Raw genomic sequence first — 22404 nt, 5'->3', positions numbered from 1 at the left:
GCTCATCGCCGTACCTCCGGAAGGCCGAGCGTGACGGGACGACGGCCGTGGCCGTCGGATGGGCTGTCGCCGCGCGCCGGCACCGGCTGGCCGCGCTCCACGGCGAAGGTGATCGACGGGTCGGGCACGTCGGGGGCGTTGACGAAGGAGGTGTACCGGCGCAGCCGCTCCGGGTCGTCCAGTACGTCACGCCACTCGTCGGAGTACGACGCCACATGCCGAGCCATGGCCGCGTCGAGGTCGGCGCAGATGCCCAGCGAGTCGTCGACGATGACGGCCCGCAGGTGGTCCAGGCCGCCGTCCATGGCCTCGACCCAGCCGGCCGTGCGTTGCAGCCGGTCGGCGGTGCGGATGTAGTAGATGAGGAACCGGTCGATGAGGGTGACCAGTTCCTCGGTGGACAGGTCAGTGGCGAACAGGTCGGCGTGCCGGGGCCGGAAGCCGCCGTTGCCGCCGACGTAGAGGTTCCAGCCCGTCTCGGTGGCGATGATGCCGAAGTCCTTGCTGCGGGCCTCGGCACACTCGCGGGCGCAGCCGGAGACCGCCGACTTGAGCTTGTGCGGGGCGCGCAGCCCCCGGTAGCGCAGTTCCAGCGCCACGGCCAACCCCACCGAGTCCTGTACGCCGTACCGGCACCAGGTCTCGCCGACGCAGGACTTCACCGTGCGCAGCGCCTTGCCGTACGCGTGCCCGGACTCGAAACCGGCGTCCACCAGCCGCCGCCAGATCTGCGGCAGCTGTTCCACCCGTGCCCCGAACAGGTCGATCCGCTGCCCGCCGGTGATCTTCGTGTAGAGCTGGAAGTCCCGGGCCACCTCGCCGATCACGATCAGCTTCTCCGGGGTGATCTCGCCGCCGGGGATCCGGGGCACCACCGAGTAGCTGCCGTCGCGTTGCAGGTTGGCCAGGAAGTGGTCGTTGGTGTCCTGCAACGACGCCTGCTCCCCGTCGAGCACGTGCCCGCTGCCCAGCGACGCGAGAATCGAGGCCACCACGGGCTTGCAGATGTCGCAGCCGCGTCCCCGGCCGTGCTCGGCGACCAGCCGGGAGAAGGTGCGGATGCCGCGCACGCGCACGATCTCGAACAGCTCCCGGCGGCTCACGTCGAAGTGCTCGCAGAGCGCGGTGGACTGGGCCACCCCGGCCGCGTCCAGGAGCTGCTTGAGCATCGGCACGCAGGAGCCGCAGCTCGTGCCCGCCCGGGTGCACGCCTTCAACGACGGCACGTCCGCACAGCCACCGGCGATGGCGGCGTCCACGTCGCCCCGGGTCACCGCGTTGCAGGAGCAGACCTGCGCGGTGGCGGGCAGCGTCCCGGCGTCCGCACCGCCGCCGTCGGGGGCGAGCAGGGCCAGCGGCGCGGCCGGCAGCGGGCCGCCCACGCTGGCCCGCAGCGTCGGGTACGCGCTGGCGTCACCGACGAGCACCCCACCGAGCAGGGTGTGCGCGTCGTCGGAGAGGACGAGCTTGGCGTACACCCGGGTGGCCGGGTCGGTGAACGTGACGTCCAGGCAGCCCTCGGTGGTGCCGTGCGCGTCGCCGAACGACGCCACGTCGACGCCGAGCAGCTTCAGTTTCGTGGCGGTGTCCGCGCCCGGGAACGTCGCCGCGCCACCGACCAGCCGGTCGGCGACCACCTCGGCCGTCGCGTAGCCCGGGGCCACCAGGCCGTGGCAGGTGCCGTCGACCGCCGCGCACTCGCCGACCGCCCACACCCGCTCGTCGGCGGTGCGGCAGGTCTCGTCGACCAGCACCCCGCCGCGCGGACCCAACGGCAGGCCGGCGGCCCGCGCCAGTTCGTCCCGGGGCCGGATGCCGGCGGCCACCACGACCAGTTCGGCGTCGACCACCCGGCCGTCGGACAGTTCCAACGCGGCCACCGCGCCGTCGGCCCCGGCGCGGATCGCCGTGGTGGCGACCCCGAGATGGGTACGCACGCCCAGATCCTGGACGTAGCGGCGAAGCATTGCGCCACCGGCCTGGTCCACCTGCACCGGCATCAGTCGAGGCGCGAACTCGATCACGTCGGTGCTCAGGCCGAGCAGGCGCAGGGCGTTCGCCGCCTCCAGCCCGAGCAGCCCGCCGCCGATCACCGCGCCGACCCGCCGGCCGGCGGCGTACGCCCGGATCGCCGCCAGGTCGTCGAGCGTCCGGTAGACGAAGACGCCAGGCAGGTCGGCACCGGGCACCGGCGGTACGAACGGGTACGACCCGGTGGCCAGCACCAGCGCGTCGTAGCGGTACTCGCCCTCGGCGGTGCGCACCACCCGCCGGTCCCGGTCGATGGCGGTGGCCGGCTCACCGAGGCGCAACTGCACCCCGTCGTGCGGGGTGTGCACGTTGAGTTCGTCCTCGCTCACCCCGTCGAAGTACGCCGAGAGCCGTACCCGGTCGTACGCCGGGCGCCGCTCCTCGGCCAGTACCGTCACCCGCCAGTGGCCCTGCGGGTCACGGGCGCGCAGCGCGTCCACGAAGCGCTGCCCCACCATGCCGTTACCGACGACGACCAGGTCTGCGCCGCTCATCGCGTCACCTCCACCGATTCCGCTTCGGACAGCCAGTCGACGATGCCGCCGACCGCGTCCCGGCATCCGCCGCATCCCGTGCCGGCCCGGGTGCCCGCCACCACCGCGTCGACCGTCCGCGCGCCGGAGCGCCAGCAGCGCACCAGCGCGCCCTTGGTCACGGTGTTGCACTGGCAGACGACGGCCGCGTCCGGCATCAGCGCCGGTGACGCGCTCGGCGCCGCGACGGCCCCGCCGAGCGCCCGGCCGAGCAGCAGGGCCCGCCGGTCGGCCGGTACCGGATGGCCCCGGTCGAACAGTTGGATCACCGTGCCGATCGCCGGGTTGTCGCCGAGCAGGATCGCGCCGATCAACCGCTCGTCATGGATGCGCAGTCGGGCGTACGTGCCCCGGGTCGGGTCGGTGAACGTCAGCTCCTCGCCCGGCGTGCCGCCGACCGCGTCACCCATCGCGGCCAGGTCGATCCCGGCGGCCTTGAGCCGGGTCACCACCGGGCGGGGCCGGTACCGGGCCAGCGGGTCCGTGCCGGTCAACACGTCGGCGAGCACCCGGGCCTGCGCCCAGGCGGGCGCGACCAGTCCGGTGAGCGTCCCGTCGTGTTCGGCGCAGTCGCCGAGCGCCGAGATGGACCGGTCGCTGGTGCGCAGCCGGTCGTCCACCACTACACCGCGGCGCACGGTCAGCCCGGCGGCCTGCGCGAGGGCGGTCTCCGGGCGTACCCCGCAGGAGAGCACCAGCAGGTCGGCGTGGAGCGACCGGCCGTCGGCCAGGTCTAGCCGGACGCCGGCGTCGTCCGCCGCCACCCCGGCGGCGGGCACCCCGAGCGCGATGGTGACGCCGAGCCCGGTGAGTGTGCCGGCCAGCACCGCGCCGGCCGCCGGATCGAGTTGGCGTTCCATCAGGTGGTTGGTCGGGTGTACCACGGTGGTGGCCAGCCCGCGCGTGGCCAGCCCCCGGGCGGCCTCCAGCCCGAGCAGCCCGCCACCGAGCACGATCGCGCTGCCCGCGTCCCGTGCCACGGCCAGGATGCGGCGGCAGTCGTCCAGGGTCCGGAAGGGGACGACCCGCCGGGGCAGATCGGCCGGGTCGAGGCCGGGCAGGGGCGGCACCACCGCCCGCGCGCCGGTGGCCAGCACCAGGTGGTCGTACCCGATCCGTTCGCCGTCGGCGGTACGGACCTCGCGGGCCGTCCGGTCCACCGCGGCGACCGTGACGCCGGAGCGCAGGTCGATCCCGTGCCCGGCAGCCTCGGTCAACTCCACGTCCGGTTCGCCGATGCGGCCCGCCAGCAGGGTGGAGAGCATGATCCGGTTGTACGCGCGGTGCGGTTCCGCCCCGAGCACGGTGACCTTGCGTTCGTCCCCGCGGGCGTGCAGCTCGGCCGCGAGCCGGGCGCCGGCCATGCCGTTGCCCACGATCACCACCCGGGCGGTCATGCCTTCTCCACCCGGACCGCGCAGATCTTGAACTCGGGCATCCCGGAGATCGGGTCGACCGCGTCGTTGGTCACCGAGTTGGCCCGCCCGGCGCCCGGCCAGTGGAACGGCGCGAAGACCGTGTCCGGTCGGATACCCGGGCTGAGCCGGGCGGGGGCGCGCAGCTCACCCCGGCGGGAGGTGACCCGCACCGGGTCGCCGTCGTCGATTCCCAACCGGGCGGCCAGGTCGGGATGCAGCTCGACGAACGCCTCGGCCGCAGCGCGACGCAACGCCGGCACCCGGCGGGTCTGCGTGCCGGACTGGTACTGGGCCAGCACCCGGCCGGTGGTGAAGTGCAGCGGGTACGTGGCGCACACCTCCTCGGCGGCCGGCCGGTGGTCGACCGGGTGGAACCGGGCCCGGCCGTCCGGCGTGGCGAACCGGTCGGCGAAGAGCCGTGGTGTGTCCGGACCTTCCTCCGTCGGGCAGGGCCAGTAGACGCCGTCGTGGGCGTCGATCCGTTCCCAACTGATGCCGCCGTAGTCGGCGGCCCCACCGGCGGAGGCGCGGCGCAGCTCGGCGAAGACGGTGCCCGGGTCGGCCGGAAACCGGGCCGCCGCAACGGCTTCCGGTCGCGCGGCGGCCGGTGTGGTGCCGGCCGATGCGGCGCTTGTTGGTGCGGCGTCGGCCAGTTCTGCGCCGGGTGCTTCGGCGGCTGCCAGCCTCGCGGCCAGGTCGGCGAGAATCGCCAGGTCGGTGCGGACGCCGGGCGGCGGTGGACGCAACGCCCGCCGACGCAGCACCCGGCCCTCCAGATTGGTCATCGTGCCGTCCTCCTCGGCCCACTGCGCGGTGGGCAGCACCACGTCGGCCAGCGCCGCCGTCTCGGAGAGCAGGAGGTCCGCGACGACCAGCAGGTCGAGGTCGCGCAGCCGGCCCTCGATCCGGGCGGCCCGGGGAGCGGACACCACCGGGTTCGAGCCGAACACCAGCAACGCCCGGGGACCGTCGGCGGTGCCGAGCGAGTCGAGCAGCTGGTACGCCGGCACGCCGGGACCGGGCAACTCGTCGGCCGGTACGCCCCAGACGCCCGCGACGTGCTCCCGGGCCACCGGATCGTCGATCTTGCGATAGCCGGGGAGCTGGTCGGCCTTCTGTCCGTGCTCCCGCCCACCCTGACCGTTGCCCTGGCCGGTGAGGCAGCCGTACCCCGACCCAGGGCGGCCGGGCAGACCCAGGGCGAGGGACAGGTTGACGTACGCGGTGACGGTGTCGACGCCCTTGGCGTGCTGCTCGGCCCCGCGCGCGGTCAGGATGATCACCCGGCCGCCGGTGCCCAGCGCGCGGGCGGTCGCCTCGAGATCGGCCACCGGCACCCCGGAGAGCTGTTCGGCGCGGGCCGGCCACCAGGCGGCGACACTGCGGCGGACCGCGTCGAAGCCGGTGGTGCGCTCGGCCACGTACGCCTGGTCGACCCAGCCCTCGGTGAGCGCGATGTGCAGCAGCGCGTTGGCCACCGCGAGGTCGGTGCCGGGCAGCGGTTGCAGGTGCAGGTCGGCCTGGCGGGCGGTGGCGGTGACCCGGGGGTCGACGACGATGAGCTGCCCGCCGCCCCGGCGTTGCTCGGTGAGCCAGCGCACCAGGGGCGGCATGGTCTCCGCCGGGTTGGCGCCGACCAGCAGCAGCGTGTCGGCGGAGCCCAGGTCGGCCAGGGGGAACGGCAGCCCACGGTCGATGCCGAAGGCGCGCATCCCGGCGGCGGCCGCCGAGGACATGCAGAACCGTCCGTTGTAGTCGATGTTGCGGGTGCGCAGCGCGATCCGGGCGAACTTCCCCAGCGCGTACGCCTTCTCGTTGGTCAGCCCGCCGCCGCCGAAGACCGCCACCGCGTCCCGGCCGGAGCTGTCCTGGATGGCGCGTACGCCCCTGGCGACCCGGTCCAGCGCGGCGTCCCAGGTCGCCGGGCGTAGCTCGCCACTGGCCGGGTCACGCACCATCGGGGTGGTCAGCCGATCCGGGTGGTCGAGCAGTTCGGCGGAGGCCCAGCCCTTCTGGCACAGCCCGCCCCGGTTGGTGGGGAATTCGCGGGGGAGCACGCTCACCCCGGCGTCGTCCGCGCGCAGCGTCATGCCGCACTGAAGGGCGCAGTACGGGCAGTGCGTCGCCACCTGCCGGGGCGTCTGCCCCGGTCGAGTTGCCGGCCGTGCACCGTCTGTCATGTCGGCAAAGCGTGCCGCCGGGCAGTTTCCAGTCCGGGTCCCTTCTGTTTCGGTCCTGTCAAGTGGGCCTCACACCGCACAGGGGCAGCGGGCGCGTTGGCGGGTCTGAGTCGGAGCCTGTGGAGCTGAATCGCTGACGACATCGGTGGTTGAACCGGTGGTTGATTCGTTTGCGACATCAGCTCCGCAACGGCAGCCCACCTCATCTCGCGGGGACGCTCAGCGCAGGTCGGTGCGGTGTGGTTGGCGGGTCAGCGTCAGCCAGCCCAAAAATCGGGCGTGGAGTGCCTGCGGGTCAGGGCGCACGCCTACGGACTACAGGTCGTCAAGCGCGTCGTGCAGGTTCGCTGCCAGGTAGAACGCCAAGGCGATCGAGTGGCCGTAGAACTCGGTCGCCAGGTGGAGCTGAGCCGGCGAACACGGCCAGGGAGCGGCACAGTTGCGGCAGAGCCACGCCGGGCGCATCGGATGGTGCGGGCGAGGTCGGAGGGTCATCGAACACGCACCGGACCGCGCCCGACGGGAGTGCGGGCGGTCGAGCGACGGGCCGCCGGGGCCGACGTGTCCACCCAGATCAGTCCCACGGGCATCACGAACAGAGACCGGCGCGCGATCGCGTCGCCATTCGGGGCCAGCTCGTAAGCGTCGATCCACAGCCACCCGTCGTAGGTCGGCCAGTCCAGCACGCGAATCACGCGGACGAAGATCGGGCGCAGGAACTGCACACTCGCGGCACGCGTCAGGTGCAGGACGTCACCCGCGTGCGGCTTCCGCGGTGTGGGCTCCGGTGTGGGTCTCCGACCCTGCGGCATGTCCGGCATGGTGCTCTCCCCCTGATCGTCACGGTGGAAAGGGGCCGCCCCGGATACCCACTCGTGGAGATCTTGGACAGTTACCGTTCTCTCGGAACGGCAACTGTCCAAGATCTGGACGGGCCGGGGGTGGCCCCGACACGAACGCGTCCGCCGGGTTCGGGTCCCTACCGGCCGCGCCGCCTGGTCTCACCTTGCGGGCGGTGATGGGACAAGAACAGCCCGTAGCGATATGGTCGCGAGACATTCCGCGCATCCGATGGAGGCAGTCGTGAACGATGCGCTCCGAGCCGCGCTAGCAGAGACGGGGCATTCCATTGAGTCCCTGGCAGGGGTAGTCGGGGTCGATCGGAAGACGGTCGCGCGCTGGCTGAACCACGACCACATCCCCCATCCCCGGCACCGGGAAGCGGCGGCGAGTGCGCTCCGACGGCCCATAGGGGACATCTGGCCGGACACTTCAAGACGCCGCGAGCCAATTTGGTTTCGACCATGGCAAGAGATTGAGCGCGAGGCGCTCTCGCTGCGGTCGTTTCAGTCGACCGTCCTCCCCGGCCTTCTTCAGACCGAGGCATATGCCCGCGCCGTGCTCGCCGGGGCCGACGTCATCGCCCGTAGTGACGTCGAGCGACACCTGGCCTCACGGCTCGCCCGGCAGAGCATTCTGACCCGTGAAGACCCGCCACACTTCACGGCCGTTGTCGACGAAGCCGTGTTGCGGCGGCCGGTCGGCGGACGTGCCACCATGCGTGAGCAGGTGCGAGCCCTCGTCGCCGCATGCGAGGCCCCGCACGTCCGCGTGCACATCGTTCCCTCTACCGTCGGCGCGTACGCTGGCCTGAACGGTCCCTTCGTGATCGCTGTGGGGCCCGAGCATCGGATTGCCGGCTACCTCGACAATCAGCTTCAGGGGCAGGTCGTTACCGGCGCCGAAGACGTGGCGGCGATGCTGGCCGCGTGGGAGAACGTGCGCGGTGAGGCGTTGTCCCACTGGCAATCCGTCGATCTACTTGGGGAGATGGCGAAGACATGGAACTGACCGGCGCGCAGTGGCGTAAGAGCACCCGCAGCAGCGGCAACGGCGGCGACTGCGTCGAGGTTGCGGACAACCTGCCTGGAATCGTCGGTGTGCGGGACTCGAAGGACCCGGCAGGGCCGGCATTGGTTTTCGGGCCCGCGGCTTGGCGGGCGTTCCTCGGAATGGCGAAGGCGCACGACCCGACCTGAGCAGCTACAGCACGAAAAGCCCCCGGCTCGCTGGGGGCTTTCGCGTGTCCGGGGTCGGCGATGTTGGCCCAATGGCGCTTATAATGTGGGAAATCTGTCTCACTAAATGGGAGCGCGCGATGGGTGTGGTGGACGTTTTCGACGCGGTGGCCGGCACCTACGACGAGGCGCGACGGCGGCTGGTGCCCTGCTTCGACGCCTTCTACGGCACGGCCGTCGAGGTGGCCGCACCGCCGCTGCGCGCCGCGCTGGCCGCTGGTCGTACCCCCGAGGTGTTGGACCTGGGCGCGGGCACCGGGCTGTTCTCGCTGCTGCTGGCTGCGGCGGTGCCCGGGGTCCGGCTGACCCTTGTGGACGCCGCGCCGGCGATGCTGGCCCGCGCCACCGACGAGTTGTCGGCGCGGTCGGTGCCGCACCGGACCGTCCGGGCAGACCTCTCCGACGAGCTGCCGAGCGGCCGGTACGACGCGGTGGTCAGCGCGCTCGCCATCCACCATTTGGACGACGACGGCAAGCGGGCGCTCTACCGGCGGGCCGCGGCGGCCCTGACGTCCGGTGGGGTGTTCGTCAACGCCGAGCAGGTCGCGGGGCCGACCCCGGCGCTGGACCGGCGCTACGACGAGGTGTGGATGGCGCGGATCACCGAGCTGGGGTCGTCGCCGCAGGAGATCGCCGCGTCCCGGGGGCGGATGCGCTACGACCGCCCGGCCACCGTCGCCGACCAGTGCCGGTGGCTCGACGAGGCCGGTCTGGTCGACGTCGACTGCTACTTCAAGGAGTGGCGTTTCGCGGTGTTCGGCGGGCGCGCCCGCTGAAAAGCGGTCGCGTCCGCTGAGAAGCGCTCGCGTCCGCTGACGATATGCACGTTTCAACGCCCGGGAGCGAGCCGACCAGAGCGTGGATGACTGACGGTCATACCGGTGGGTAGTCTCACCGGCATGACTGCCAAGGTGACGCTGTCGTTCACGGACGAGACGATCGAGGAGGCCCGGCGCTTCGCCAAGCGCGAAGGGCTGTCCCTCTCGGCGTGGATGGACCAGGCGGCCCGGGAGAAGGCGCTGCGCGAGGTCTTCACCGCGCACGCCGCCGCGGTGGGGCGCGCCGGCCTCGACCTGGAGGCCGCCGCCCTCGCCGACGCCCGCGAGGTGGGCATGGTCAACGACCTCTTCGCCGGCCCGCCGCGTGCTGCGTAGGGGTGAGGTCTGGCGCATCGAGGGCGCCCGGGAACGCCTCGGCCTGGTGATCAGCTCGGACGTCTACAACTCCACCGACGTGCCCATCGTGATCGTCGTCGAGGTGGTCGAGGAGTCGCTGCTGCGCGACTCGCCCCTGGCCGTGCCGATGGGCGGGTACGTGGTGATGCCCGACCGGATCTCCTCGCCCATGAAGAAGTGGTTCACCGAGTGCGTGGACGTCGCCGACACCGACACCATGCTCCGGGTCGGTCGCGCGCTGCGCATCCTGCAACAGCTCTGAACCCCGCCTCACCAACGCCCCCGGTCCGTGGTGCGGCGGGCGTTTCCGGGCCGACCCACGAAAGGCACTGCCAGGTAACCCCGCCTCCCTAGCGTCTCTGCTCGTCACACCGACGAGGAGGAGCCGCCGTGAGCACGCTCACCAGCACCGCAGTCACCGCCGATCCGCCTGCCGTCGTCGGACGTCGACGTCCGCTGGACGACTGGCGGCCCGAGGACCCGGACTTCTGGCGCACCACGGGCGCACCGATCGCCCGCCGCAACCTCTGGGTGTCGATCTTCGCCGAGCACGTCGGCTTCTCCGTGTGGAGCCTCTGGTCGGTAACCGTGCTCTTCCTCGGCCCCGCGTACGGCATCGACCCGGCCGGGAAGTTCCTGCTCACCGCCGTACCGGCCGCGCTGGGCGCGGTGCTGCGGCTGCCGTACACCCTGGCGGTGGCCCGCTTCGGCGGGCGGCGCTGGACGATGATCAGCGCGCTTCTGCTGCTGCTCCCGACGGTGCCGATGACGATCCTGCTGGAACCGGGGGTGTCCTACTCCACCCTCATGGTGCTCGCCTGCCTCACCGGCGTCGGCGGCGGCAACTTCGCCTCCTCGATGGCGAACATCAACCTGTTCTACCCGCAGCACCTCAAGGGCCGCGCCCTCGGGCTCAACGCGGGTGGCGGCAACCTGGGCGTACCGGCCGTGCAACTGGTCGGGCTGGCGGTGCTGGCCACCGCCGGCGCCGCGTACCCACGGTTGGTGCCCGCGGTCTACCTGCCGCTGATCGTGCTGGCCGCGCTGGCGGCGGCCCGCTGGCTGGACACCGTGCCCGGGGCGCGCAACGAGCCGGGCGCGCTGCGCGAGGCGGCCCGGGATCCGCACACCTGGATTATGTCGCTGCTCTACATCGGCACCTTCGGGTCGTTCATCGGGTTCGGGTTCGCCTTCGGTCAGGTGCTGCAACTCCAGTTCGCCGACCGGTTCCCCACCCCCGTCGACGCCGCCTGGCTGACCTTCCTCGGGCCGCTGATCGGCTCGCTGATCCGGCCGGTGGGCGGGCACTTCGCCGACCGGCTCGGCGGGGCCCGGGTGACCTTCTGGAACTTCGTGGCGATGGCCCTGGGCGCCGGCACGGTGCTGTACGCGGCCCGCGAGCGCTCGTTCGGGCTCTACCTGACCGGGTTCCTGGCGCTCTTCGTCTTCTCCGGGATCGGCAACGGCTCCACCTACAAGATGATCCCGGCGATCTTCCGGGCCCGGGCCGCGGAGGCGGTGGCCAACGGAACGCGCGACCCGGAGGCCGCCGCGCGGTGGGCGCGACGGATGACCGGCGCGTTGATCGGGATCGCCGGTGCGATCGGCGCCTCCGGCGGGGTGCTGGTCAACATCGCCTTCCGCCAGTCGTTCCTCAGCTCCGGCAACGCGGACGCCGCCTACCTGGCGTTCATCGGTTGGTACGCGCTGTGCTTCGCGGTGACCTGGGTCGCCTACCGCCGCCCGGGGTCGCCCCAGCGGGTCGCCGGCGTGTGAGCCGGGTCACGGCCGCCGCGCTCGAGCGCGGCGGCCCACCCCCGTTTTGACCTGCCGATGGGACGCCGGGTATCGTTGCCTGCTGTTGTACGACATCCAGAGGCGTGCCCTATCAGGTACGCTTGGTCGTTCGTGCGCGCTGGTCCGGCCCGTTAGCTCTGGTCACCTCGGCGCGCGACCCCAGACCGACGACGAGACAAGGTAGACCTGTGCGTACGTACAGCCCGAAGCCGGGTGAGATCGAGCGTCAGTGGCACGTCATCGACGCCTCTGATGTCGTGCTGGGCCGCCTGGCCACCCACGCCGCCACGTTGCTGCGTGGTAAGCACAAGCCGACTTTCGCGCCGCACGTCGACACGGGCGACTTCGTCGTCATCGTGAACGCGGGCAAGGTCGCGCTGACCGGCAACAAGCGCCAGACCAAGGTCGCTTACCGCCACTCGGGTTACCCGGGTGGTCTGAAGCAGGTTGGCTACGACGAGCTGCTGACCAAGCGCCCCGAGCGGGCCATCGAGCTGGCTGTGAAGGGGATGCTCCCGCACAACAAGCTCGGCCGTCAGCTGATCAAGAAGCTGAAGGTCTACGCCGGTGCCGAGCACCCGCACCTGGCCCAGCAGCCGGTGCCGTTCGAGATCAAGCAGATCGCGCAGTGAGCGCGGGCGAAGGAAGCAGCATGACCGACATCACCGAGACCGAGGTTGCCCCCGAGGCCACCGAGGCGCCGGCGCCCGTCGCCCGCGCGCCGCGTGGTGACCGCCCGATCCAGACCGTGGGTCGGCGCAAGGAGGCCATCGTCCGGGTCCGTATCGTCCCGGGCACCGGCAAGATCACCTGCAATGGCCGCGACCTCGAGGCCTACTTCCCGAGCAAGGTGCACCAGCAGCTCATCAAGGACCCGCTGGTCACCGCCGAGAAGCCCGAGGCGTTCGACGTCATCGCCAACCTGCGTGGCGGCGGCACCACCGGCCAGGCCGGTGCGCTGCGGCTGGCCATCGCCCGCGCGCTGATCGTCAGCGAGCCGGACGACCGCCCGGCCCTCAAGAAGGCCGGCTTCCTCACCCGGGACGCCCGGGTCAAGGAGAGCAAGAAGTACGGCCTCAAGAAGGCTCGTAAGGCTCCCCAGTACTCGAAGCGCTGATCTTTCCCAGCGCGTTGTACTTCTGACGGACGGCCGGTCCGCCTCCCCCCGACCGGGGAGGTGGGCCGGCCGTTCCGCTTTCTCCTCATCGGTAGTTGCTCATCGGAGGTTGGCGGGTATGGGTCGGTTGTTCGGCACGGACGGCGTACGCGGGCGGGCGAACGCGGATCTCACCCCCGAATTGGCGCTCGCGCTCGCCGTGGCGGCCGCGCACACACTCGCCGAGACGGACCGCAGTCACCCGCCGCTGGCCGTGGTCGGCCGGGACACCCGGGCCAGCGGCGAGATGCTGGAGGCCGCTGTGGTCGCCGGGCTGACCAGCGCCGGCGCCAACGTGGTACGCGTCGGTGTGCTGCCCACCCCGGCCGTGGCGTTCCTCACCGCCGAGGCCAAGGCCGACCTCGGGGTGGTGCTCTCCGCGTCGCACAACCCGATGCCGGACAACGGCATCAAGCTCTTCGCCGCCGGCGGGCACAAGCTGCCCGACGAGATCGAGATGAAGATCGAGGCCGCGGTGGAGGCGAACGCCACCACCGCCTGGGACCGCCCGATCGGCGCTGGCGTCGGCCGGGTGCACGACCTGCTCGACGGCGCGGACCACTACGTCCAGCACCTCGTCGGGGCGGTGCCGCACCGGTTGGACGGGATCAAGGTGGTGGTCGACTGCGCCAACGGCGCGGCCAGCGAGGTCGCCCCGGTCGCCTACCGCGAGGCCGGCGCGGAGGTCGTCGCGATCCACGCCGAGCCCGACGGGCTGAACATCAACGACGACTGCGGCTCCAACCACATCGAGGCGCTGCGCGAGGCGGTGGTGCAGCACGGTGCCCACCTGGGCATCGCGCACGACGGCGACGCCGACCGGATCGTGGCCGTCAGCGCCGACGGCGACGAGGTCGACGGCGACCAGGTGATGGCGATCCTCGCGCTGGCCATGCGGGAGGCCGGCACGCTCACCCAGGACACCCTGGTGGCGACCGTGATGAGCAACCTCGGTCTGCGGCTGGCGATGTCCGCGCAGGGCATCCGGCTGGTCGAGACCAAGGTCGGCGACCGGTACGTGCTGGAGGAGTTGCGCGCGTCCGGGCTGGCGCTCGGCGGCGAGCAGAGCGGCCACATCGTCATGCCCGCACACGCCACCACCGGCGACGGGGTGCTCACCGGGCTGCACCTGATGGCCCGGATGGCCGCCACCGGAAAGTCGCTCGCCGAGCTGGCCTCGGTGGTCACCAAGCTGCCGCAGGTGCTGATCAACGTGCCGGTCGGCGACCGGACCGTCGGGGCCAACGCGCCGGCCGTCCGCGCCGAGGTCGAGCGGGCCGAGGCGGAGCTGGGGGAGACCGGTCGGGTGCTGCTGCGCCCGTCGGGCACCGAGCCGCTGGTCCGGGTGATGGTCGAGGCCGCCACCGAGGCGGTCGCCCGCGAGGTCGCCGAGCGGATCGCCGCCCTCGTGCGTACCGCCAGCCCCGCCGCGTCGTAGCCGTCCGCACGCCGGGCCGCCGGGCTTGGACCCGGCGTCCCGGCCCGGTCAACGGGTCAGGGCGCGCAGCCGGGTGACCGCCTCAGTCAGCACCTCCGGGCGTTTGCAGAACGCGAACCGGACCAGTCGTCGGCCGGCCTCGACGTCGTCGTAGAAGACCTGGCTGGGCACCGCCACCACGCCGCAGCGCTCCGGGAGCGACCGGCAGAACTCCATCCCGTCGGTGCCGCCGAGGGCGGTGATGTCGGCCGTGACGAAGTACGTGCCCTCCGGGTTCAGCACGTCGAATCCTGCGTCGGTGAGGCCGCCGATGAGTTGGTCGCGCTGCCGCTGCAACGCGTCGCGGAAGCCCGTGTAGTAGTCGTCCGGCAGGGCCAGCGCCACCGCGACCGCCGGTTGCAGCGGCGCGGCGTTGACGTAGGTGAGGAACTGCTTCACCCGCACCACCGCCGAGACGAGTGCCGCCGGGCCGCTCACCCAACCGATCTTCCAGCCGGTGCAGGAGAACGTCTTGCCGGCCGACGAGATGCGCAGCGTCCGCTCCCGCATCCCGGGCAGCGTGGCCAGCGGAATGTGCGCATTGGGCGCGTCCGTGAACACCAGGTGCTCATACACCTCGTCGGTGACCGCGTACGCGTCGAACTCCTGGCACAGCTCGGCCACCAGCGTCAGTTCGGCCGGCGTGAACACCTTGCCGGTCGGGTTGTGCGGCGAGTTGAGCAGCACCAGCCGGGTGCGCGGGCCGAACGCCGCACGCAGCGCCTCCGGGTCGAAGGCGTACCGGCCGTCCGCGCCGGGACGCAGCGTGACCGGCCGCCGGACCGCGCCGGCCAGCGCGATCGAAGCGGCGTACGAGTCGTAGTACGGCTCGAAGCACACCACCTCGTCGCCCGGTTCGCAGAGCGCCAGGATGGTGGCCGCCACCGCCTCGGTCGCGCCTGCCGTGATCACGATCTCGCCGTCCGGGTCGTACGCCAGGTCGTAGAACCGGCGCTGGTGCGCCGCGACGGCCGCGCGCAGGGCGGGGATCCCCGGACCGGGCGGGTACTGGTTCTGCCCGCCGCGCAGCGCCTCGGCGGCGGCGGCCAGCATCTCCGGCGGACCGTCCGTGTCCGGGAAGCCCTGACCGAGGTTGACCGCCCCGGTCCGCACGGCGAGGGCGGACATCTCGGCGAAGATCGTCGTACCGAACGGCCGCATCCGGGCCACCAGCGGGTCGACATCGGTGCTCGTCGTCACCTGCGCCAGCCTACGGTCACCCGCCGATTCGACTCCACCCTCACTCGGGCTCACAACTGGTGGCCCAGGTCCCCTGGGTCTTGTTCGTCACGGGCTCTCCGGCGCCGGTGACCGTGACGGTGCAGCCGATCGGCCTTTCCTCGTAGTCGGACCACCTGGCCTCCACCATGACCCGACTCTGGCCGTTGGTGCGGATGGTCATCCGCCAGGGCAGCTTCGCGCCGTCGACGTGGATGAGATCGCTCTCGGCGTCGAAGTACGCGATGTCCGCCCGGCCCACCCCGGTGACCTCGTAGACCACCGTCACCGGCGCGGGTCCGGATGTCGGGCGGGTGATCGGCTTCTTGGTGGGCACCGCCGTGGGGGTGTCGGGCACGGTGGGCGGCTCGGGCGCGGCGCTCGGCGGCCAGGTGTCGTCGCCGAAGGGGTCGCTGTCGTACGGGTCCTCCGAGACCGTGTCCGGGACCAGTTGGCCGAGCAGTGATCCGGACACGCAGAAGCATCCGCACCCGAGGACGGCGAGTACCGCGACGACCGCGGCGACGATCCCCACCACTCGACCGGCACCGCCGCCGGGGCGGCCGGCCGGCGGATAGCCGGGATAGAGGTACGGCGGCGGGTAGCCGGGCGGTGGGTAGCCCGGTGGTGGGTAGCCCGGTGGTGGGTAACCCGGCGGATAGCCGGCCGGCGGGTGTTCCGGCGGCGGGGGTGGTGGTGTCCAGGCGCCCGGTCCGGCCGGCTCGGGCGTACCCGGGACGGCGGTGGGATCGGGCGTCCACGGGGTGCCGGTGGCGTCGGGTGTCCACCCGGACGCCGGCGGGGGTGCCCAGGGCGCCGGGGGTGCCCAGGGCTGGCCCGGGGCCAGCGGACCCGACGTCGGGAAGGCGTCCGGCGCGTCCCAGCCGGGTGTGGGCCCCACCGGCGTCTGCCCGGGCGGCGGCTCCGGCGACGCCTGCCCGGCCGCCGGTTCCGGTGGCGGGGTGGGATCGGCCGGCTGCGGCGGAGACGACTCGGGCGGCGGCGCGTCGGACATGGCTGCTCCGGGCGGGAGTGGGTAAGGGGTCAGGGAGTCAGCGGAGCGCACGCCGAGCCCGCCGGAAGACTGTCGTACCCGCCGGTCGTCCCGCAACCCCGTCCGGCTCCGTGAAACGGCGGCCCGGCTAGTGACGCTCGTCCCATTGCGGCCCCACAACCGCCGATCGCTCAAATTCGGTGCTTGTTTAGCCGTCTTTCGAGCACCCATGGTGAGCGAAACTGGGTTAGGCTGCGGGCCATGTGTGGAATCGTGGGATACGCCGGCTCGCGCCCGGCGCTGAGCATCGTGCTCGACGGGCTGCGGCGGCTGGAATACCGGGGCTACGACTCGGCGGGCGTCGCGATCGTCTGCGACGGCCAGTTGCTGACCGAGAAGAAGGCCGGCAAGCTCGCCAACCTCGAGAAGGTGCTCTCCGAGCGGGCCGCCGATGACCCGACCTCCTGCGCGGCCAGCCCGATCGGCATCGGTGACGGCACCACCGGCATCGGGCACACCCGGTGGGCCACCCACGGCGGACCGACCGACCGTAACGCCCACCCGCACCTCGCCCCCGACGGCCGCGTCGCGGTGATCCACAACGGCATCATCGAGAACTTCGCCAAGCTCCGCGCCGAGTTGGAGGCCGACGGCGTCCAGTTCAGCAGCGACACCGACACCGAGTGCGCCGCGCACCTGCTCTCCGCCGCGCTGGCGGACCTGCGCGCCGCCGGCCAGCCGGACGGCCCGCAACTGCTCGCCGCCGGCATGCGCGTCGTCTGCCAGCGGCTGGAGGGCGCGTTCACCCTGCTCGCGGTCGACGCCGCGGTGCCCGGCGCGGTGGTCGGCGCCCGGCGCAACTCGCCGCTTGTCGTCGGTCGGGGCGACGGCGAGAACTACCTGGCCAGCGACGTGGCCGCGTTCATCGAGCACACCCGCGAGGCGGTGGAGCTGGGTCAGGACCAGATCGTCCTGATCACCGCCGACAGCATCGAGATCACCGACTTCGACGGCCAGCCGGCCAGCGGCAAGGACTTCCACATCGACTGGGACTCGTCGGCCGCCGAGAAGGGTGGTTACGACTGGTTCATGCTCAAGGAGATCGAGGAGCAGCCGCAGGCCATCGCCGACACCCTGCTCGGCCGGCTGACCGAGAGCGGCGAGATCGCCCTGGACGAGGTCCGCCTCAGCGACCAGGATCTGCGCGACGTCGACAAGATCTTCATCGTGGCCTGCGGCACCGCGTACCACGCCGGTCTGGTCGCCAAGTACGCCATCGAGCACTGGACCCGCATCCCGTGCGAGGTGGAGCTGGCCAGCGAGTTCCGCTACCGCGACCCGGTGCTCGACCGGTCCACGCTGATCGTGGTGATCTCGCAGTCCGGCGAGACGATGGACACCCTGATGGCCCTGCGCCACGCCAAGGAGCAGAAGGCCCGGGTGCTGGCCATCTGCAACACCAACGGCTCGACCATCCCCCGCGAGTCCGACGCCGTGCTCTACACCCACGGCGGCCCGGAGATCGCCGTCGCCTCCACCAAGGCGTTCCTCACCCAGGTCGTCGCCTGCTACCTGATCGGCCTGCACCTGGCCCAGGTACGCGGCATCAAGTTCGCCGACGAGGTCGGCGCGGTGGTGGCCCAGCTCCAGGAGATGCCGGGCAAGCTGCGCGAGCTGCTGGACCGTATCGAGCCGGTCCGCGAGCTGGCCCGTGAGCTGAAGTCCGAGCCGACCGTGCTGTTCATCGGCCGGCACGTCGGCTACCCGGTGGCGCTGGAAGGCGCGCTCAAGCTCAAGGAGTTGGCGTACATGCACGCCGAGGGCTTCGCCGCCGGTGAGCTGAAGCACGGCCCGATCGCCCTGATCGACAAGGGCACTCCGGTGATCTGCGTGGTGCCCTCCCCGGTGGGCCGGGGCATGCTGCACGACAAGGTCGTCTCCAACATCCAGGAGGTCCGGGCGCGCGGCGCGCGGACCATCGTGATCGCCGAGGAGGGCGACGAGGCCGTCGTCCGGTACGCCGACCACCTGATCTACGTGCCGCGTACGCCCACCCTGCTGGCCCCGCTCGTCACCACGGTGCCGCTCCAGGTGTTCGCCGCCGAGATCGCCGCGGCCCGGGGACACGACGTGGACCAGCCCCGCAACCTGGCCAAGTCGGTCACCGTCGAGTAGTCGCCGACCACACCCCGGAGCCCCGGCCACGCCGCACCCGCGGTGGCCGGGGCTCCGTCGTCGACGCCGGGTCGGGTGGCCCGGATCCCGTCGCCCGCAGCCGGTCCGTCGCCGCCCAGGCGGCGCTGCCGTCAACGGCCCAGGCGGCCCGTTCCCGTCACCGGCCCAGCACGACGCGGGCCATCCCGTCCAGCGCCGGGTTGTCCGGCTCCCAGTAGCCGGCGTGTCCGCCGCGACCGCTGCGGACCACCCGGCCGCCGAATCCGGCGTCCGCCGGGTCGTGACCGAACCACAGCTCGTGGCCGGTCCGCTCCGGCCAGGCCAGCGCCGCCGCGAGCGGAGCCGCGCCCATCAGGGCCGGGCGGCCCAGTTCGGCGACCGGCCGGGCCAGGCGGATCACGTCGTCGGGCGCTCTGGCGGCCCACACCTGCCCGGCCGGGACGCCCAGCTCGTCGGCGTGCGCCACACCCACCCCGGGCGAGCCCACGAACATCAACGCGTCGGCCGCCAGCCCGTGCTCCCGGGCGGCCACGCCCACCACCAGCGACCCGTAGCTGTGCCCGAGCACCGTCTGCCGGGCCGGCGGCCCCTCGTGGGTGGCGCGCAACCCCTCCTGGAAACGGTGCAGCGCCGGGCCGGCGTCCCGGGCCTGGCCGGCGGACGACGCCTCGGTGAGGAAGTCCGGGGCGTCGTAATCCAGCCACAGCACCGCCGCGCTGCGCTCACCCGGCGCGAGCGCCGCGCAGCGCTCCAGCACCCGGGCGGCCCGGCCCAGCTCGCCGGGGGCGTCGTCCAGCCCGGCGGTCATCCCCGGCACGTAGGTCAGCACCCGGTCGGCATGATCCGGGTCGTCGAGCGCCACCACCACCCGCCCCTCACCGGTCGGATCCAGCCCCAGCAGGTACGCCCGCGGCTGCCCGCCGGCCAGCCGCTCGGTGAGCGTGTCCAGGCCGGCCAACCGCGCTGCCAGCGCGCGCAGTCGCACCGACGCCAGTGGCCCCGGCGGTACCCGGGCCAGCAACCGCCGCCGCTCGGCCAGCAGCTCCTCGCGCCGCGCGCCGAGCAGCAGGCGGTTGGCCTGGTCGCGGGCCGCCACCGGCACCCCGTCCAGGCCGCCGACCAGGGCCGGTTCGTGCCCGACCAGCCAGCGCCGCTGGGGCGGGGTCAGCCCGGACCACCAGGCGCGTACCACCGGTGGCGACGCCCCGGCGGCCGGCCGGCCGGGCGGCGCCGGGGACGCCCAGCCGGTACCGGCGGCACGGGCCAACTCGGTCAACCGGTCGGCAGCCGCCCGGTCCGCCGCGTCGGCCCGCTCGATCGCCGCTCGCACCGCCACCGCCACGCCCGCCACCGCGATCGCGGCCGCCGGCGTGGAGTGCGACGGGCCGGCCCGTACCCCGCCGGTCCGGTCCACCAGCAGGTCGGCCGCCTCGGCGCGGGCGACCGCCTCGGCGAGTCGCGCCTTCGCCACGGCGAGCTGCCCGGCCAGCTCGGCAAGCGTCTGGTCGGCCTCGATCAGCGCCGGCGTCACCGACGTCAGCTCGGCGCGGAGCCCGGTGAGCCGGGCGTCGGCCGCCGTGGCCGCCGCACCGGACCAGCCGCTCCGCAGCCGTCCAGCCGTGCCGGCCAGCTCGTCGGCGTACCTGTCGACCGGGCCCGTCAACCCCGCCCACGCCGATCCGGCCGCCCGCCAACCGGCCGGATCGGCGGCCCAGAGCTGCCGGTAGCCGACCCCGTTCATCGGGGCACGGTGGCGAACCGACCGGCGGCCCGGTCGTCCACCGTCTCGTACGCCTCGGCCGCGGCACGGACCCCACCGGCGGTCGCCGCCAAGGCCGTGCCCAGCCGGCAGAACCAGGCGTGCCCGGCCGCCTCCAACCCGGCCAACGCGGCGGCCGTACGCCAGCCCGGCGCCGGCACCAGCAGCCCGGGCACCCGCGCCAGACCCCACGCCAACCGGTACGCCTCGTCGTCGAGCGCGCCGGCCTCGGCGCGCAGCTCCTGCGGCCGGACGGCGAACGGCTCCTCGGTCATAGATCCCACCCCCGTGCTGGATCGGCATCGACGCGGTGAACGCTAGGCAGCGCCGGACCGCGTCGGAGTGCCCTGTGGACAGCGGGCCGCGGTCGTACCCCCGGGTGTCCACAGGCGTTGCCCCCGGCGGGCCCGACGGCTAATCTGCCGCCGCCACCGCCGGTAGGGTGGTCTGGTGATCGTCGCTGTCGGCCTCGACGTCGTCCTGGTGGACCGGTTCACCCGGTCCCTGGCGCGGACGCCGCTGCTCGCCGACCGGCTCTTCACCGGGCCGGAGCGGGTCACCCGCTCCGGCGGTCCGCGCTCGCCGGAGTCGTTGGCCGCCCGCTTCGCCGCCAAGGAGGCCGTCGCCAAGGCGCTCGGCGCCCCGGCCGGCCTGCGGTGGCACGACTGCGAGATCGTGCCCGACGCGGACGGGCGGCCGTGGCTGAGCGTTTCGGGCACCGTGGCGGCGGTGGCCGTCGAGCGGGGCATCAACCACTGGCACCTCTCGCTCTCGCACGACGGTGGGATCGCGTCGGCGATGGTGGTCGCGGAACGGTGACGTCGGTCGGGTGGGCCGTGCCGGCCAGCCCGCGAAACGGATGGGACACGGTGACATGAGACCGGTGTGGCGGGTGGCCGACGTACGGGCCGCCGAGGCGGGGCTGATGGGCACGCTGCCGGAGGGCACGCTGATGCAGCGGGCCGCCGCCGGGTTGGCCCGACGGGCCGCCCTGCTGCTCGCCGAGCGCGGCGGCGTGTACGGCGGCCGGGTGCTGCTGCTCGTGGGCTCGGGCGACAACGGCGGCGACGCGCTCTACGCCGGCGAGCGGCTGGCCCGTCGCGGCGTCGAGGTCTCCGCCCTGCTGCTCACTCCGGGCCGGGCGCACGTCGCCGGGCTGGCCGCGCTGCGCGCCGCTGGTGGCCGGCTGGTGGACCGTCCCGCCGGTCCGGTCGACCTGGTCCTCGACGGCATCGTCGGGATCGGCGGCACGGGTGGGCTGCGGGCGAACGCGGACGAGGTCGTCCAGCGCCTGGCCGACCTGCGGGGGCGCGACGGCCAGCGGAGCACCGTCCTCGCCGTGGACGTGCCGAGCGGGGTCGCGGTGGACACCGGGCACGTGCCGCTGTCCGCGTCCGGCCGGCCCACCGCCGTCCGCGCCGACGTGACGGTCGCCTTCGGGGCGCTCAAGCCCGCCCTGGTGGTCGGGCCGGCCGCCGCGCTGGCGGGGCAGGTGGAACTGGTCGACATCGGGTTGGAGCCGTGGCTGCGGGGTAGCCCGGCGCTGCGAGTCACCGAGTGGTCCGACCTGGTGCGGTGGTGGCCGGAGCTGGGTGCCGCCTCGGAGAAGTACACCCGGGGTGTGGTGGGGGTGGCGACCGGCTCGGCGACGTACCCGGGCGCGGCGGTGCTCTCCGTCGGCGGCGCGCTCGCCGGGCCGACCGGCCTGGTCCGGTACGCCGGTGGGGCCCGCGCCGAGGTGCTGCACCAGCACCCCTCGGTGATCGCCACGCCCCGCGTGGCCGACGCCGGCCGGGTGCAGGCGTGGGTGTGCGGCTCGGGGTTGGGCACCGGGGACGACGCGGCGGCCGAGCTGCGGGCCGTCCTGGCGACGTCGGTGCCGGTGGTGCTCGACGCGGACGCGCTGACCCTGCTGGTCGACGGCTCACTCGCCGACCGGTTGCGCGGCCGGGACGCCCCGATCGTGGTCACCCCGCACGACCGGGAGTTCACCCGGCTGTGCGGGGAGGAGCCGGGCGGCGACCGGGTCGGGTCCGCGCTGCGGCTGGCCGCCTGGATGAACGCCGTGGTGCTGCTCAAGGGGGACCGCACGGTGATCGGCACGCCGGACGGCCGGGCGTACGTCAATCCGACCGGCACCCCGGCGCTGGCCACCGGCGGCACCGGCGACGTGCTGGCCGGGTTGCTCGGCTCGCTGCTGGCGGCCGGGGTGCCGGCGGACCGGGCGGCCGCCGGGGCCGCGTACCTGCACGGGCTGGCCGGTCGGGAGGCGGCCCGCGGCGGCCCGGTGACCGCGCCCGACGTGGTGGCCGCGCTGCGCCCGGTCATCGCCCGGCTGTCGTGATCGTCCCGTATCGACCCGAGGAGTACGCCGGGCCGAGCGTCGCCGCCCACGGTGATCAGGCTGGAAAGT

General features: G+C 73.3%; 21 protein-coding genes. 12 read left to right on the top strand and 9 right to left on the bottom strand.

What is annotated here, in order from left to right; translation table 11 throughout:
* Window positions 1-2: 2 nt before the first annotated feature.
* From nirB to AC3EN4_RS18760, 5 genes are all read right to left on the bottom strand, one after another.
* Complete coding sequence (nirB, locus tag AC3EN4_RS18780; RefSeq protein WP_435207134.1) at window positions 3-2525, bottom strand: nitrite reductase large subunit NirB; 2523 nt, start codon at window positions 2523-2525, stop codon at window positions 3-5.
* Entirely contained in the window at window positions 2522-3961 is a 1440-nt protein-coding gene (locus AC3EN4_RS18775) for an FAD-dependent oxidoreductase (protein WP_435207133.1), read from the bottom strand. The genes nirB and AC3EN4_RS18775 overlap by 4 nt, the downstream gene beginning before the upstream one ends.
* Window positions 3958-6162: a molybdopterin oxidoreductase family protein gene (locus AC3EN4_RS18770; protein ID WP_435207132.1), complete on the bottom strand. Its 2205-nt coding sequence runs from the start codon at window positions 6160-6162 to the stop codon at window positions 3958-3960. Before AC3EN4_RS18770 ends, AC3EN4_RS18775 begins: the two co-directional genes overlap by 4 nt.
* A gap of 315 nt (window positions 6163-6477) precedes the next feature.
* The gene (locus AC3EN4_RS18765; RefSeq protein ID WP_435207131.1) at window positions 6478-6657 is read right to left on the bottom strand and encodes a hypothetical protein; all 180 of its coding nucleotides are present in this window, start codon (window positions 6655-6657) and stop codon (window positions 6478-6480) included.
* Window positions 6654-6974 (bottom strand): hypothetical protein, encoded by a 321-nt coding sequence (locus tag AC3EN4_RS18760; RefSeq protein WP_435207157.1) that lies wholly within the window; start codon window positions 6972-6974, stop codon window positions 6654-6656. Before AC3EN4_RS18760 ends, AC3EN4_RS18765 begins: the two co-directional genes overlap by 4 nt.
* 271 nt (window positions 6975-7245) lie before the next feature.
* Between AC3EN4_RS18760 and AC3EN4_RS18755 the strand changes: the two genes are divergently transcribed.
* The 9 genes from AC3EN4_RS18755 (at window position 7246) to glmM (ending at window position 13806) form a co-directional block, all read left to right on the top strand.
* Complete coding sequence (locus AC3EN4_RS18755) at window positions 7246-8013, top strand: helix-turn-helix domain-containing protein (protein ID WP_435207130.1); 768 nt, start codon at window positions 7246-7248, stop codon at window positions 8011-8013.
* Window positions 8004-8201, top strand: a complete 198-nt coding sequence (locus AC3EN4_RS18750; RefSeq protein ID WP_435207129.1) for a DUF397 domain-containing protein — start codon at window positions 8004-8006, stop codon at window positions 8199-8201. The genes AC3EN4_RS18755 and AC3EN4_RS18750 overlap by 10 nt, the downstream gene beginning before the upstream one ends.
* 119 nt (window positions 8202-8320) lie before the next feature.
* Window positions 8321-9016, top strand: coding sequence for a class I SAM-dependent methyltransferase (locus tag AC3EN4_RS18745; RefSeq protein ID WP_435207128.1), 696 nt, complete (start codon window positions 8321-8323; stop codon window positions 9014-9016).
* A 123-nt stretch (window positions 9017-9139) separates the two neighbouring features.
* On the top strand, window positions 9140-9394 hold the full coding sequence (locus AC3EN4_RS18740; RefSeq protein ID WP_435207127.1) for a DUF6364 family protein: 255 nt from the start codon (window positions 9140-9142) through the stop codon (window positions 9392-9394).
* Window positions 9384-9677 (top strand): type II toxin-antitoxin system PemK/MazF family toxin, encoded by a 294-nt coding sequence (locus AC3EN4_RS18735; protein ID WP_435207126.1) that lies wholly within the window; start codon window positions 9384-9386, stop codon window positions 9675-9677. Before AC3EN4_RS18740 ends, AC3EN4_RS18735 begins: the two co-directional genes overlap by 11 nt.
* Before the next feature lie 128 nt (window positions 9678-9805).
* On the top strand, window positions 9806-11191 hold the full coding sequence (locus tag AC3EN4_RS18730) for an MFS transporter (RefSeq protein WP_435207125.1): 1386 nt from the start codon (window positions 9806-9808) through the stop codon (window positions 11189-11191).
* A 209-nt stretch (window positions 11192-11400) separates the two neighbouring features.
* Window positions 11401-11844, top strand: a complete 444-nt coding sequence (rplM, locus tag AC3EN4_RS18725) for a 50S ribosomal protein L13 (protein ID WP_007465158.1) — start codon at window positions 11401-11403, stop codon at window positions 11842-11844.
* Window positions 11845-11864: 20 nt separating this feature from the next.
* Window positions 11865-12329 (top strand): 30S ribosomal protein S9, encoded by a 465-nt coding sequence (gene rpsI / locus AC3EN4_RS18720; RefSeq protein ID WP_139582597.1) that lies wholly within the window; start codon window positions 11865-11867, stop codon window positions 12327-12329.
* Window positions 12330-12447: 118 nt separating this feature from the next.
* The gene (gene glmM, locus AC3EN4_RS18715; protein WP_435207124.1) at window positions 12448-13806 is read left to right on the top strand and encodes a phosphoglucosamine mutase; all 1359 of its coding nucleotides are present in this window, start codon (window positions 12448-12450) and stop codon (window positions 13804-13806) included.
* Between the two features lie 48 nt (window positions 13807-13854).
* Here the strand turns inward: glmM and AC3EN4_RS18710 are convergent, their stop codons facing one another.
* Window positions 13855-15045, bottom strand: a complete 1191-nt coding sequence (locus AC3EN4_RS18710) for a pyridoxal phosphate-dependent aminotransferase (protein ID WP_435207123.1) — start codon at window positions 15043-15045, stop codon at window positions 13855-13857.
* 40 nt (window positions 15046-15085) lie between these two features.
* Window positions 15086-16078, bottom strand: coding sequence for an MmpS family transport accessory protein (locus AC3EN4_RS18705; protein WP_435207122.1), 993 nt, complete (start codon window positions 16076-16078; stop codon window positions 15086-15088).
* 240 nt (window positions 16079-16318) lie between these two features.
* On the opposite strand from AC3EN4_RS18705, the gene glmS reads away from it, so the two are divergent.
* The gene (glmS, locus tag AC3EN4_RS18700; protein WP_422736926.1) at window positions 16319-18232 is read left to right on the top strand and encodes a glutamine--fructose-6-phosphate transaminase (isomerizing); all 1914 of its coding nucleotides are present in this window, start codon (window positions 16319-16321) and stop codon (window positions 18230-18232) included.
* A gap of 157 nt (window positions 18233-18389) precedes the next feature.
* Here glmS and AC3EN4_RS18695 read toward each other — a convergent pair whose 3' ends face one another.
* Together AC3EN4_RS18695 and AC3EN4_RS18690 are read right to left on the bottom strand one after the other, a co-directional pair.
* On the bottom strand, window positions 18390-19973 hold the full coding sequence (locus AC3EN4_RS18695) for an alpha/beta hydrolase (RefSeq protein WP_435207121.1): 1584 nt from the start codon (window positions 19971-19973) through the stop codon (window positions 18390-18392).
* Window positions 19970-20266 (bottom strand): hypothetical protein, encoded by a 297-nt coding sequence (locus AC3EN4_RS18690; protein WP_435207120.1) that lies wholly within the window; start codon window positions 20264-20266, stop codon window positions 19970-19972. The genes AC3EN4_RS18695 and AC3EN4_RS18690 overlap by 4 nt, the downstream gene beginning before the upstream one ends.
* Before the next feature lie 175 nt (window positions 20267-20441).
* Between AC3EN4_RS18690 and AC3EN4_RS18685 the strand changes: the two genes are divergently transcribed.
* The gene (locus AC3EN4_RS18685; protein ID WP_422736923.1) at window positions 20442-20810 is read left to right on the top strand and encodes a holo-ACP synthase; all 369 of its coding nucleotides are present in this window, start codon (window positions 20442-20444) and stop codon (window positions 20808-20810) included.
* A 55-nt stretch (window positions 20811-20865) separates the two neighbouring features.
* On the top strand, window positions 20866-22335 hold the full coding sequence (locus AC3EN4_RS18680; RefSeq protein WP_435207119.1) for an NAD(P)H-hydrate dehydratase: 1470 nt from the start codon (window positions 20866-20868) through the stop codon (window positions 22333-22335).
* Window positions 22336-22404 lie beyond the last annotated feature (69 nt).

Source organism: Micromonospora sp. bgisy143 (assembly GCF_057708145.1).
Note: the sequence above shows the minus strand (reverse complement) of the source record. Positions and strands in the feature narration are given on the sequence as shown.

Excerpts from the sequence above, each read along its gene's own strand:
- AC3EN4_RS18765 (WP_435207131.1), bottom strand. The coding sequence starts at position 6,657 with ATGACCCTCCGACCTCGCCCGCACCATCCGATGCGCCCGGCGTGGCTC.
- AC3EN4_RS18760 (WP_435207157.1), bottom strand. The coding sequence starts at position 6,974 with ATGCCGCAGGGTCGGAGACCCACACCGGAGCCCACACCGCGGAAGCCG.
- AC3EN4_RS18705 (WP_435207122.1), bottom strand. The coding sequence starts at position 16,078 with ATGTCCGACGCGCCGCCGCCCGAGTCGTCTCCGCCGCAGCCGGCCGAT.
- AC3EN4_RS18770 (WP_435207132.1), bottom strand. The coding sequence starts at position 6,162 with ATGACAGACGGTGCACGGCCGGCAACTCGACCGGGGCAGACGCCCCGG.
- AC3EN4_RS18745 (WP_435207128.1), top strand. The coding sequence starts at position 8,321 with ATGGGTGTGGTGGACGTTTTCGACGCGGTGGCCGGCACCTACGACGAG.
- AC3EN4_RS18680 (WP_435207119.1), top strand. The coding sequence starts at position 20,866 with ATGAGACCGGTGTGGCGGGTGGCCGACGTACGGGCCGCCGAGGCGGGG.
- AC3EN4_RS18750 (WP_435207129.1), top strand. The coding sequence starts at position 8,004 with ATGGAACTGACCGGCGCGCAGTGGCGTAAGAGCACCCGCAGCAGCGGC.
- AC3EN4_RS18690 (WP_435207120.1), bottom strand. The coding sequence starts at position 20,266 with ATGACCGAGGAGCCGTTCGCCGTCCGGCCGCAGGAGCTGCGCGCCGAG.
- AC3EN4_RS18695 (WP_435207121.1), bottom strand. The coding sequence starts at position 19,973 with ATGAACGGGGTCGGCTACCGGCAGCTCTGGGCCGCCGATCCGGCCGGT.
- rpsI (WP_139582597.1), top strand. The coding sequence starts at position 11,865 with ATGACCGACATCACCGAGACCGAGGTTGCCCCCGAGGCCACCGAGGCG.
- AC3EN4_RS18775 (WP_435207133.1), bottom strand. The coding sequence starts at position 3,961 with ATGACCGCCCGGGTGGTGATCGTGGGCAACGGCATGGCCGGCGCCCGG.
- nirB (WP_435207134.1), bottom strand. The coding sequence starts at position 2,525 with ATGAGCGGCGCAGACCTGGTCGTCGTCGGTAACGGCATGGTGGGGCAG.
- glmM (WP_435207124.1), top strand. The coding sequence starts at position 12,448 with ATGGGTCGGTTGTTCGGCACGGACGGCGTACGCGGGCGGGCGAACGCG.
- glmS (WP_422736926.1), top strand. The coding sequence starts at position 16,319 with ATGTGTGGAATCGTGGGATACGCCGGCTCGCGCCCGGCGCTGAGCATC.
- AC3EN4_RS18740 (WP_435207127.1), top strand. The coding sequence starts at position 9,140 with ATGACTGCCAAGGTGACGCTGTCGTTCACGGACGAGACGATCGAGGAG.